The organism is Achromobacter pulmonis (genome assembly GCF_902859765.1).
Classification (GTDB): domain Bacteria; phylum Pseudomonadota; class Gammaproteobacteria; order Burkholderiales; family Burkholderiaceae_B; genus Achromobacter; species Achromobacter pulmonis.
Window position 1 is genome coordinate 1 of the sequence record NZ_CADIJV010000061.1, and the last position, 10,620, is coordinate 10,620.

The following is a 10,620-nucleotide window of genomic DNA, read 5'->3' on the forward strand; positions in this document are numbered from 1 at the left end:
CCTGGACGCGGCGCCCGCCGTGCTGGTGGCCTGCGCCATGGCGGTGGCGGCGGCCATGGGCGCCACGGCGGCGCTGGTGTTCGGGTTGATGATGTCGCACGCGCGGCCTGGCCTGCAGGCGCTGGACTACGGCATCCAATCCAGCGTCTTCGCGCTCACGCGCATCGCCGCGCCGCTGGCGGCGGGGGTGCTGCTCGACAGCGCGGGCGCGGGCGTCATGCTGGCGGCGCTGGCGCTCGGCGCCAGCGGCGTGCTGGCGCTGGCCTGGCGCCAGGGCCACGCGCTGCGCGGGTAAGCGCCGGCCAGCCGCGGACGGTCTGCGGGTCTCAACCGCCCGGCCGGTGCTCGGCCAGCACCGCCGTCATGGACTGCGCCGCGCCCTGCAGTACCGGCACCGCACGCAGCAGGTCATCGAGCATCAGCCGCGCGGTGGGCGCATGGCAAGCCACTGCCGCCACCACGCGGTCCTGCGCGTCGCGCACCGGCACCGCCACCGCGCTCATGCCGCGCACGAACTCCTCGTTGTCGATGCCGATGCCGCGCGTGGACAGCCGCTGCAGCTCGTCTTCCAGTCGCGCCGGATCGGTCAGCGTGCGCGGCGTGTTGCGCGTGAGCGGCAGGCGCGCCAGCACCCGGCCGCGTTCGAGCCGGTTCATCGAGGCCAGGAACAGCTTGCCGCTGGCGGTGCAGTGCATCGGCACGTGGCTGCCGACCGCGAAGAACAGCCGCAGCGGTTCGGCGGTTTCGACCCGCTCCATGTAGAGGACCTGGTCGCCGTCGGGCGCGGTCAGGTTGCAGGTTTCGCCCAGCTTGCCAACCAGTTGCGCCAGCACCGCGCGGCAGGCGCGGGTGAAGGCCGAGGCGCGCAGCGTGGCCAGCGCCAGCGCGGTGGCCTGCGGCCCCGGCACGAAGCCGTTCTCGGTGGGCGTGGCGGCGACGAAGCCGGCGCGCTGCATCGACGCCAACAGGCGCATCAGGGTGCTCTTGGGCATATCGAGCCGCTGCGCCAGTTGCGCCAGCGTGGGCGGATGCTGGGCGCGGGCCAGGTGGTCCAGCACCAGCAGCGCGCGCAGGGATCGGGCCGCGTCCTGCGGCTCGCCGTCGGCGTCGGGCGTGCGCGCCGATGCTGCACTGCGATTTTGAAACCGAAGATCCATGTTCTGTTCCATTTCCCCGTTCCCGCGCTTGCCGCGCTTTCTTTCCCGTGAGCGCTTCCTAGAATCGCCACAGATACGGAACCTTTGCGCGTCGCCGCGCCCCCCTCGCTTCGGGCCAGTATATAAGCGCCCGGCGTTGCGGCAAGCAGGGTAAACGCGCCGTCCGAACGCGGGAGTTCCCGCGCGCCGGCACGGCCAGACCAAGGAGGAAAGCAGACATGTCCGAAGCCGTGGACTACATCGTGGTGGGAGCCGGGTCGGCCGGCTGCGTGCTGGCGAACCGCTTGAGCGCCAATGGCCAGCACAGCGTCTGCCTGCTGGAGGCGGGGCCGCCGGACCGCTCGCCGTGGATCCATATTCCCATCGGCTACGGCAAGACCATGTTCCACAAGGTGTTGAACTGGGGCTACTACACCGAGCCCGATCCCAACATGCTGAACCGCCGCATCTACTGGCCGCGCGGCCGCACGCTGGGCGGTTCCAGCGCCATCAACGGCCTGATCTACATCCGCGGCCAGCGGCGCGACTACGACGCCTGGGCCGCCGCCGGCAACCCCGGCTGGGGCTGGGACGACTGCCTGCCCTACTTCCGCAAGCTGGAGAACAACGACCTTGGCGCCGGCCCCACGCGCGGCACCGAAGGGCCGCTGAACGCCACGTCGATCAAGACGCCGCATCCGCTGGTCGAGGGCCTGATTGGGGCGGCCGGCGCTCTCGGCCTGCCGCAAGTGCGCGACTTCAACAGCGGCGACCAGGAAGGCGTGGGCTACTACCAGCTCACCACCCGCAATGGCCGCCGCTGCTCCACCGCCGTGGCCTACCTGCGCCCGGCGCGCGGCCGCGCCAATCTGCGGGTGGAAACCGGCGCGCACGCCATGGCGGTGCTGTTCGAAGGCAGCCGCGCCTGCGGCGTGCGCTACCGCCAGGACGGCCAGGTGCGCACGCTGCGCGCCCGCCGCGAGGTGATCCTGTGCGCCGGCGCGCTGCAATCGCCGCAATTGCTGCAATTGTCCGGCGTCGGCCCGGCCACGCTGCTGCGCCGCTTCGGCATCGGCGTGGTGCGCGACCTGCCCGGCGTGGGCGAGAACCTGCAGGACCACTTGCAGATCCGCCTGATCTACGAGACGCGCCGCCCCATCACCACCAACGACCAATTGCGCACGCTGCATGGCCGCGCCGCGATGGGTTTGCAATGGCTGCTGTTTCGCGGCGGGCCGCTGGCGGTGGGCATCAACCAGGGCGGCCTGTTCTGCCGCGTCGATCCGGCCAGCGCCACGCCCGACACGCAGTTCCACTTCGCCACGCTGTCGGCCGACATGGCCGGCGGCAAGGTGCATCCGTTCTCGGGCTGCACCTATTCGGTATGCCAGTTGCGGCCGTCCTCGCGCGGCACGGTGCAGCTGCGCAGCACCGATCCGTTCGAGGCGCCGGCGATGCAGCCCAATTACCTGTCCACCGAATTGGACCGCCGCATGACGGTGGCGGCGGTCAAGTATGCGCGCCGGCTGGCCGCCACCGAGCCGTTGGCCGGACTGATGAAGCGCGAGGTGCGGCCCGGGCCCGAAGTCCGGAGCGACGACGAGATCCTGCATTTCTGCCGCGAGTACGGCGCCACCATCTTCCACCCTTCGGGCACGGCCAAGATGGGCCCGCGCCAGGACCCCATGGCGGTGGTCGACGAACGCCTGCGGGTGCATGGCGTGAGCGGGCTGCGGGTGGTGGATTGTTCCATCATGCCGACGCTGGTGTCGGGCAACACCAATGTGCCGGTGGTGATGCTGGCCGAGCGCGCGGCCGATTTCATCCTGCAGGACCTGCACGCGGCGCGGCCGCGCGCCCAGGCGCAGCCGGTATTGCAACAGGCGGCATGACATGCGTTGACCGCAACCCGCGGCGCGGCACCGCAGAGTGCCGCCCGCCTCACCAAAGGAGACAAGCATGGCCAAGCAGAACGAAACCGCGGTGCGCAGAGTCGTCGCCGCCTCGCTGATCGGCGCCACCATCGAGTGGTACGACTTCTTCCTGTACGGCGTGGTCGCCGGCATCGTGTTCAACAAGCTGTACTTTCCCACCGGCGACCCGCTCGTTTCCACCATGCTGGCCTACACCACCTTCGCGGTGGGCTTCATCACGCGGCCGCTGGGCGGGCTGGTGTTCGGCCACTTCGGCGACCGCATCGGCAGAAAGAGCATGCTGGTGATGACGCTGATGATCATGGGCGTGTCCACCTTCCTGATCGGGCTGGTGCCCACTTACGACAGCATCGGCCTGTGGGCGCCCATCCTGCTGTTGCTGCTGCGGGTGTTCCAGGGCATCGGCCTGGGCGGCGAATGGGGCGGCGCGGTGCTGATGGCCTATGAATACGCGCCGCCCGGCAAAAAGGGCTACTACGCTTCGCTGCCGCAGATCGGGCTGGCCATCGGCCTGTGCCTGGCATCCGGCACGGTGGCGCTGCTGTCGACGCTGCTGACCGACGCCCAGTTCATGGCCTGGGGCTGGCGCCTGGCGTTCATGGCGTCGGCCGCCATGGTGGCGGTGGGCATGTACATCCGCCTGAACATCAAGGAAACGCCCGAGTTCGCCGCCGTCAAGCGCGATAACGCCGAAAGCCGCATCCCCTTCATGGACATGATCCGCCGCTACCCCGGCAACGTCGCCAAGGGCATGGGCGCGCGCTACATCGACGGCGTGTTCTTCAACGTGTTCGGCGTGTTCTCGATTTCGTACCTGACCCAGACGCTGCAGATCACCCGCACCGAGGCGCTGACCGGCGTGATGGCGGCAGCACTGGTGATGTGCTTCACCATTCCCTACTTCGGCCGGCTGTCCGACCGCATCGGGCGCACGCGGGTGTATTTCTGGGGCTCGCTGATCACGGCGGTGGCGGCGTTTCCGGGCTTCTGGCTGATGCTCAACAACCAGGGCAGCGTGATGCTGGTGTGGCTGGCCATCATCATTCCGTTCGGCATCTTCTACGCCGCCGTCTATGGGCCGGAGGCCGCGCTGTTCTGCGAGCTGTTCGACGCCAAGGTGCGCTACACCGGCATCTCGTTCGTCTACCAGTTCTCGGGCATCTTCGCCTCGGGCATCACGCCGATCATCGCCACCGCGCTGCTCAAGACCGGCAACGGCCAGCCCTGGCTGATCTGCCTGTACGTGCTGTTCTCGGGCGTGGTGTCGGCGCTGTGCGTGTGGCTGATCGGACGCGGCGGCCGCAACGAGGCGCAGCGCACGCCGATCGCGCCCGCCAGCGCCACCTTGCGCAAGGCCTAGCCGCGCGCCGCGGCAGGACGCGGGCCGGGGCGCGGCCCTGGCCCGCGCCTCAGGCCACCGTCACCGGACGGCCGAAAAACGGATAATTGGGATCGTTGTAGCCGTGGGTCGAGGCGTGGCCGGGCGTGACCCAGCTATCCACCAGGGCTTCGTCCTCGGGCGTGATCTTCACCTCCAGCGCGGCGTAGTAGTCGTCCATCTGCGCCAGCGTGCGCGGGCCGGCGATGACGCCGGTGACGATCGGATTGGCCAGCACCCAGGCGGTGGCGAAGTGGCCCGGCTGCACGCCGCGGGCGGCGCTGTGTTCGACCAGCCGCTGCGCGATCCGCAGCGATTCCTCGCGGAACTCGGTGGCCAGGATGCGGCGGTCGCCGCGCCCGGCGCGGGTGTCGGCCGCCGGCGCTTGACCGGGCTGGTACTTGCCGGTGAGCACGCCGCGCGCGATCGGGCTGTACGGCACCACACCCAGGCCGTAGTGCTGGCAGGCCGGCAGGATCTCGACCTCGGGGCCGCGGTTGAGCATGTTGTAGTACGGCTGGCACACCACCGGCTGCGGCACGCCCAGCTTTTCGCACAGGCGCAGGGTTTCGGCGATGCGCCAGCCGCGGAAGTTCGACAGCCCGAAACTGCGCAGCTTGCCGGCGCGGGTCAGGTCGCCCAGCGCCCACAGGGCTTCTTCCAGGTTTTCCTCGTGGTAGTCGCGGTGCAGGTAGAGGATGTCCAGGAAATCCGTGCCCAGGCGCGCCAGGCTCTGCTCGACGCCGCGGATCAGCCACTGGCGCGAATAGTGCGACTGGTTCGGGCCCTGGCCCACCACGTTGCCGATCTTGCTGGCCAGCACCCAGTCGTGGCGCTGCCCTTGCAGCAGCTTGCCCACCACTTCCTCGGAGCGGCCATCGTTGTAGACGTCGGCGGTGTCGATGAAATTCAGGCCGTGGTCGCGGGCCGAGGCGACGATGCGCGCGGCCTCGTCATCGGGCGTCTGCTCGCCGAACATCATGGTGCCCAGGCACAGGGGCGAGACGCGAAGGTTGCTGGATCCGAGACGGCGGTAGTTCATGGCGGGAATCCTTGGTCGGCGGGGAAATGGTCGGCGGAAAAGGCGCGCGCGCAACGCGGGGCGGTCACGGCCCCGCCGGCGGCGCGGCGCGCATAGGGGCATGTTGCCAGAAGAATACCGGCGGGCCGCTGAAAATCCCTGCGGCGGGCAGGGATTCCGGGGCCGGGCGGCGATACGCGGCGCGGGCTCAGGCGGCCTGCGCGTCCACCGCCGCCAGGATACGGCCGAACAACGCGTCGGCGTGCGCCGAATCGAGCCAGCGCACGATCACCACCAGCTTGCGCTCGGGCTCGACCCAGGTGAACGAACTGCCCGCGCCCACGCCGAAGAAGCTGGAGGCCGGCACGCTGGGAAACACGCGGCCTTCGTGGTTGAGCCAGATCAGGTAGCCGTAGTACGGCGCGATGGCGCACGGCTGGCGCATCTGCGCGATCCAGTCGCGCGACAGCACCTGGCGGCCATCGGCGGCGCGGCCCTGGTCCAGCAGCATCTGCCCGATCCGGGCCTGGTCGCGGGCGCTGATCGACATGCCGCCACCCCAGTGCGAGCCGCCCGGCACCGACGGCATGCGGCGGCCGTCGATCTCGATCCAGGCGTTGTCGTAGCCGACCCACTGCCAGTCCTCGCTGGCGCCCAGCGGCCGCGTGACGGCTTCGCGGAACACCTCGGGCAAGGGCTGGCGGAACAGGTGCAGCAGCGCGTACGACAGCTGGTTGATGCGCACGTCGTTGTATTCCCAGTATGTGCCGGGCGCTTGCAACGGGCGGGCCTCGCCCTTCCTGCCGTCGGGCGGCACGCCGAAGGTGACGGCACGGTAGCGGTCGGCCTGATCCGACACGCCGAAGCGCTCGCCTTCCCATTCGCTGGTCTGCTGCAGCAGGTGGCGCCAGGTGATGCCGGCGTTGCGGCCCTGGTCGAAACCGATGCCGGGCACGCGCTTGCCGACCGGCTCGTCGACGTCCGGCAACAGGCCGCGGTCGTGCGCCAGTCCGGCCAGGATCGCCAGGTACAGCTTGGCCACGCTGAAGGTCAGGTCGGCGCGGTCGGGCTCGCCCCAGGCGGCGATCTCGCGGCCCTCGCGCAGCACCACGCCCGACACCGGGCCGCGGTCATGCAGCGGGCCCAGCAGGCGGTTCCAGGGCGGTGGATCGTTCTGGTGCACGCCGAACACCCCATCGACGCTGCGGTCCCAGGCGGTTTCGTGGTCGTGGGCGAACTGGATCGCCTGCTGCATGAGCGCGTTCATTGATTTCCCTTGTGTTGTTGTCGGCCAGTGGCGCCTGCGAGTATATCCAGGCGCGCGCGGGGCGCTGTCGCCCAGGGGCCAGTCCGCCAGGCGGGAATCCATCGTCGGCGCGACGGCGTCAGCGCTGGAGCACGCCTTGCAGGAACATGGTGGTGATGAATTCGGCCAGCGCCTCGCGTTCCTGGGCGTTGGGCGCGCGCCGGGTGAAGCGCTCGATCACGCCCATGAAGGCATGCGACAGCCAGTCCGGCGGCATATCCTTGCGGAACACGCCGGCATGCTGGTCGATGCGGATGTTCTCGGAGATCATCTCGACCAGCTCGTCCTTGAGCGCCTCGGCCGCGTCGACCTGGAAAAAGCCGATGCGGGTCAGGTTGGGGTCTTCCTGCAGAATGCCCAGCCAGTTGCTCACGCCCCGCCGCACGCGCTCGTGGACCGGCAGGTTCTGCTGGTCTTCATAAAGACGCGCTCGGCAGACTTCCTGCCGCAGGCGCTGGGCGAACATGCCCACGAGTTCGTCGTAGGCCGCCTGCTTGCCGGCAAAGTACTGATAGAACACGGGTTGCGTCACGCCCGCCCGGGCAACAATGTCGCTGATGCGGGTGTGCTGGAACCCGCGCTCGGCGAACTCCGCCGCCGCCACTTCCAGAAGGTGCAACCGGGTGCGCTCACCTTTCGTCAAACGCTTTTCTTGCGATACAGAGGGGAGTGTTGCCGTCGTCATCGCGTGAAAATACTATCCTTCCGACCTTTTTGCCATACATTCCCGCATACATAGAAACCCTGATGCGGGGTTGGGCGCGTTCCGGCGGCCGCGCGGCGCCCCCTGCCGGCGGCGAGGACGCCCGGTCGCCGACGGCAGAGCGGCGCCTGGCCGATGCGGCGCCGGGGCGAAGGCGCCGCCAAGCCTCTGAAATCACTTGAAATCTTCGTAATTCTTGACACAACTATTGCGCGGTCGCGGCGTTACATTACGGTATCGCCAGTGCCCGCAGCAGGCGGGCATCCGGCGGCTCAGGAGCAAGATCATGAAGCGGTTAACAGGTCGTATGGTCGGCGTCGCGCTGGCCCTGGCCTTGGCAAGTTCCCCCGCGCTGGCGGGCGGATACCACGGTGGCGGCTATCACCATCATCACGGCGGTGGTGGCGGCGGCAGCGGCTGGTGGGTGGGCGGCGCGCTGGCCCTGGCGGCCACCGGCCTGATCCTGGCGGCCAACTCCGGCCCCTCGTACGTGCAGACGGGCGTCTACGCGCCAGGCGTGGCCTACTACAGTCCGCCGGTGTACGCGGCGCCCGTATATGAAACGCCGCCGGTGTACAGCGCGCCCCCGGTCTACCAGGCGCCGACGCAATACGCGCCGGTGCAGTACGAACCCGCACCGCCGGTCAACGCGGCGCAGGCCCGCGCCTCGACCGATTGCCAGCGCTGGGCCATGAACCAGAGCGGCTACGACCCGGCCACCATCTCGCAATGGACCACCCAGGTCATGGTGGACAGCTATAACCGCGCCATGGATTCCTGCATGAACAGCCGCGGCTACCGGGCCAACTGAGGCCCCGGCCGCCTGGCCCCGTCAGGCGCGCGGGCGGCCCCAGCCGCGCCAGGCGAAGAACACCCCAGCGGCCAACGCAAGCGCCGCCGGCAGGGCCCAGACGAAACCGCTGTCGGTATAGACCCCCTGCCCGACCGGATCGTAATAGCGGCCCAGTTCGTTGAAGTCCCATTTCAGGTATCGCTCGTACCAGAGCCAACCGAAGCAGGCTGCAAACAGCAACGACAGCGCCGCGCCGATTCGTGCCCGCAGGCGTGTGCGACCGATGCCGGCCGCCAACCGCCAGGCGGTCACCGCCCCGGCCGCCACGGCCACCAGTACCAGCCCGTCGCCGACGTTAAATCCCATCGCCGGCCTCCAGGCGTGCCAGACAGGCGGCGGCCTCGGCCCATTGGTGTTCGCTGAAAACGCGCACGCCAGCGCCGGCCAGCAGGCGCGCGGTGACGCCGGCGCCGGGCTGCCGCTGGCCGGAAAAGCTGCCGTCGTAGACATAACCGCTACCGCAGGACGGGCTGCCTTCCTTGAGCACCGCGATGCGGATGCCGCGCCGCCGCGCCAGGTCCAGCGCCTGTTGCGCGCCGTCAACGAATGGCTGAGTGGCGTCCTGGCCCGACACCGTCATCACGCGGGCGCGGCCGGCCAGTACCGCGGTGGCATCGGCGCCCGGCTCGATCTCGGCCGGCGGGCGCGGAATCGGCAGGCCGCCGGCCACCTCGGGACAGACCGGCACCACCCGGCCGGCATCAAGCCAGCGGGCCAGCACGGCGTGATCGCCCGGCACCGAGCGCCCGTCGTAACGGACGGGATGGCCGAGCAGACAGGCACTGACAAGAACGTATTGCATGGAAATTCCGGGCTGGCGGGGCGCACGCATGGACACATGCGCGCGGGGAAGGCCTCATCATAGAACAGGCCCGGACCCTGCCGGGCGCGCCACGCCGGGCGGGCTGGAGCCTCGCGTCGCGCGACTGCCCGGCCGCTGGACTATGCCGCCTCCAGCCACCGCCGCAGCGCCGGGTCGCGCACTTCCAGCACTTCGAACAGCCCCAACGCGCGCAAGGCCGGCAGCGCCTCGCGCAGATCGGCGCCGGCGCATTCACGCGCCTGTGGCGCGGCGTTGGCGTCGCACCACAGGCGCGCGTTCGCCAGGAATGCGCCGACCGTGCCCTTGCGCACGGTCACGCCTTGGAAATCCGCGCTGTCGCGGTCATCGGGCAAGACATCCTGAGCTTTCATGGTTTTCTCCAATGGGTGAGTACGGGAACCAGCTTAGCCGCCCGTCACCGGCAAATCTGCGGTATTTTGGACATTCCATACCGTGATTTTGCCAACCCACCTATCGCATGCCGCATCCCGCCGATCCCGCTTCGCCTCTGATCGCTCCCGCCCTGGCCGCCGCGCGCGGCGGGCCGCGTCTGCTGGCCGTGCGCCGGCAAGACCAGGCGGTGCGCCATACCGCCACGCACCGCCATGCGCGCGGGCAACTGTTCGGCGCTTACCAAGGCTTGCTGACGGTGCGGGCCGGCGACCGCCAGTGGGTCGTGCCCGCCGTGCACGCCGTGTGGATTCCGCCCGATTGTCCGCATGGGTTGCGCTCGCATGGCCCCTACGCTGGCTACAGCGTCTACCTGAGCCCGGCGGCGTGCGCCGGCCTGCCGGATGCGCCCTGCGCCCTGCAGGCGTCGGCGCTGCTGCTGGCGGCAATCGACCGCGCCGCCAGCTGGCGCGGCGATGCCTGGGACGCCGCGCGCCTGCGCATCGTCGAGCTGGTGCGCGACGAGATCCGCACCCTGCCGCGCGCCGGCGACGGCCTGACGCTGCCGCGCGATGCCCGGCTGCAGCGGCTGGCGCTGGCCTGGTCGGATACGCCCGCCGACAGCCGCCCACTGGCGGCATGGGCCGACACGATCGGCATGGCGCCGCGCACGCTGGCGCGGCGCTTCCTGGCCGAAACCGGCCTGACACTGGGGGCCTGGCGCCAGCGCGCCCGGCTGATGCGGGCGCAGCAGATGCTGGCGGCCGGCCATGGCGTCACCGCCGCCGCATTGGAAACGGGCTACGACAACATCAGCGCCTTCATCGCCGCCTTCAAGCGCGAATACGGCGTGACACCCGGCCGCTATGACGGCCGGGGCCCGTTGAACGCCTGAGGATTGCGCCGCGCGTTCGCGGCCACTTTCACTCGGCGTCGGCGGCCTTGCGCGGACGGCGCGTGCGCGGCGCGGTCTTGGCCGCCGTCTTGCGCGCGGTCTTGCGGGCCGGCTTGGCCGGCTCGCTGTCCGCCGGCGCGGCGGCGGGTTCGGATGCGGCGGCCACTGCCGGCGGCTGGGT

The 10,620-nt window shown here is 70.0% G+C and carries 11 protein-coding genes and 1 pseudogene; 5 read left to right on the top strand and 7 right to left on the bottom strand.

Annotated features, from left to right (window positions below):
- A pseudogene (locus HV701_RS25915) lies at positions 1 to 295 on the top strand (MFS transporter); the annotation flags it as partial.
- A 31-nt stretch (positions 296 to 326) separates the two neighbouring features.
- Here HV701_RS25915 and HV701_RS25920 read toward each other — a convergent pair.
- The gene (locus HV701_RS25920; protein WP_175135868.1) at positions 327 to 1,169 is read right to left on the bottom strand and encodes an IclR family transcriptional regulator; all 843 of its coding nucleotides are present in this window, start codon (positions 1,167 to 1,169) and stop codon (positions 327 to 329) included.
- A 206-nt stretch (positions 1,170 to 1,375) separates the two neighbouring features.
- On the opposite strand from HV701_RS25920, the gene HV701_RS25925 reads away from it, so the two are divergent.
- Both HV701_RS25925 and HV701_RS25930 read left to right on the top strand, forming a co-directional pair.
- Positions 1,376 to 3,028, top strand: a complete 1,653-nt coding sequence (locus HV701_RS25925) for a GMC family oxidoreductase (RefSeq protein ID WP_175135869.1) — start codon at positions 1,376 to 1,378, stop codon at positions 3,026 to 3,028.
- Between the two features lie 67 nt (positions 3,029 to 3,095).
- Entirely contained in the window at positions 3,096 to 4,430 is a 1,335-nt protein-coding gene (locus tag HV701_RS25930) for an MFS transporter (protein ID WP_175135870.1), read from the top strand.
- A gap of 49 nt (positions 4,431 to 4,479) precedes the next feature.
- Here HV701_RS25930 and HV701_RS25935 read toward each other — a convergent pair whose 3' ends face one another.
- The 3 genes from HV701_RS25935 to HV701_RS25945 form a co-directional block, all read right to left on the bottom strand.
- Positions 4,480 to 5,490, bottom strand: coding sequence for an aldo/keto reductase (locus tag HV701_RS25935; protein ID WP_175135871.1), 1,011 nt, complete (start codon positions 5,488 to 5,490; stop codon positions 4,480 to 4,482).
- A 187-nt stretch (positions 5,491 to 5,677) separates the two neighbouring features.
- Positions 5,678 to 6,736 carry a serine hydrolase domain-containing protein gene (locus HV701_RS25940; RefSeq protein ID WP_175135872.1) on the bottom strand — a complete coding sequence of 353 codons (1,059 nt, stop codon included), beginning with the start codon at positions 6,734 to 6,736 and terminating at the stop codon, positions 5,678 to 5,680.
- Between the two features lie 118 nt (positions 6,737 to 6,854).
- The gene (locus HV701_RS25945; RefSeq protein ID WP_236756477.1) at positions 6,855 to 7,418 is read right to left on the bottom strand and encodes a TetR/AcrR family transcriptional regulator; all 564 of its coding nucleotides are present in this window, start codon (positions 7,416 to 7,418) and stop codon (positions 6,855 to 6,857) included.
- A gap of 346 nt (positions 7,419 to 7,764) precedes the next feature.
- Here HV701_RS25945 and HV701_RS25950 point away from each other — a divergent pair, with 346 nt between their 5' ends.
- On the top strand, positions 7,765 to 8,289 hold the full coding sequence (locus HV701_RS25950; RefSeq protein ID WP_175135874.1) for a hypothetical protein: 525 nt from the start codon (positions 7,765 to 7,767) through the stop codon (positions 8,287 to 8,289).
- Positions 8,290 to 8,310: 21 nt separating this feature from the next.
- On the opposite strand, the gene HV701_RS25955 is transcribed toward HV701_RS25950, so the two are convergent.
- The 3 genes from HV701_RS25955 to HV701_RS25965 all read right to left on the bottom strand — a co-directional run bounded on the left by HV701_RS25955 (position 8,311) and on the right by HV701_RS25965 (position 9,525).
- Positions 8,311 to 8,637, bottom strand: a complete 327-nt coding sequence (locus HV701_RS25955; RefSeq protein ID WP_175135875.1) for a hypothetical protein — start codon at positions 8,635 to 8,637, stop codon at positions 8,311 to 8,313.
- Positions 8,627 to 9,133 carry a 2-thiouracil desulfurase family protein gene (locus HV701_RS25960; RefSeq protein WP_175135876.1) on the bottom strand — a complete coding sequence of 169 codons (507 nt, stop codon included), beginning with the start codon at positions 9,131 to 9,133 and terminating at the stop codon, positions 8,627 to 8,629. The genes HV701_RS25955 and HV701_RS25960 overlap by 11 nt, the downstream gene beginning before the upstream one ends.
- A 140-nt stretch (positions 9,134 to 9,273) precedes the next feature.
- On the bottom strand, positions 9,274 to 9,525 hold the full coding sequence (locus HV701_RS25965) for a hypothetical protein (protein ID WP_175135877.1): 252 nt from the start codon (positions 9,523 to 9,525) through the stop codon (positions 9,274 to 9,276).
- Between the two features lie 107 nt (positions 9,526 to 9,632).
- Between HV701_RS25965 and HV701_RS25970 the strand changes: the two genes are divergently transcribed.
- The gene (locus tag HV701_RS25970) at positions 9,633 to 10,439 is read left to right on the top strand and encodes an AraC family transcriptional regulator (protein WP_175135878.1); all 807 of its coding nucleotides are present in this window, start codon (positions 9,633 to 9,635) and stop codon (positions 10,437 to 10,439) included.
- The last annotated feature ends 181 nt before the right edge of the window (positions 10,440 to 10,620 follow it).

Bases quoted from the DNA above. Each gene is read 5' to 3' on its own strand.
- HV701_RS25920 (WP_175135868.1), bottom strand. From the start codon at position 1,169: ATGGAACAGAACATGGATCTTCGGTTTCAAAATCGCAGTGCAGCATCG.
- HV701_RS25925 (WP_175135869.1), top strand. From the start codon at position 1,376: ATGTCCGAAGCCGTGGACTACATCGTGGTGGGAGCCGGGTCGGCCGGC.
- HV701_RS25930 (WP_175135870.1), top strand. From the start codon at position 3,096: ATGGCCAAGCAGAACGAAACCGCGGTGCGCAGAGTCGTCGCCGCCTCG.
- HV701_RS25935 (WP_175135871.1), bottom strand. From the start codon at position 5,490: ATGAACTACCGCCGTCTCGGATCCAGCAACCTTCGCGTCTCGCCCCTG.
- HV701_RS25940 (WP_175135872.1), bottom strand. From the start codon at position 6,736: ATGAACGCGCTCATGCAGCAGGCGATCCAGTTCGCCCACGACCACGAA.
- HV701_RS25950 (WP_175135874.1), top strand. From the start codon at position 7,765: ATGAAGCGGTTAACAGGTCGTATGGTCGGCGTCGCGCTGGCCCTGGCC.
- HV701_RS25955 (WP_175135875.1), bottom strand. From the start codon at position 8,637: ATGGGATTTAACGTCGGCGACGGGCTGGTACTGGTGGCCGTGGCGGCC.
- HV701_RS25960 (WP_175135876.1), bottom strand. From the start codon at position 9,133: ATGCAATACGTTCTTGTCAGTGCCTGTCTGCTCGGCCATCCCGTCCGT.
- HV701_RS25965 (WP_175135877.1), bottom strand. From the start codon at position 9,525: ATGAAAGCTCAGGATGTCTTGCCCGATGACCGCGACAGCGCGGATTTC.
- HV701_RS25970 (WP_175135878.1), top strand. From the start codon at position 9,633: ATGCCGCATCCCGCCGATCCCGCTTCGCCTCTGATCGCTCCCGCCCTG.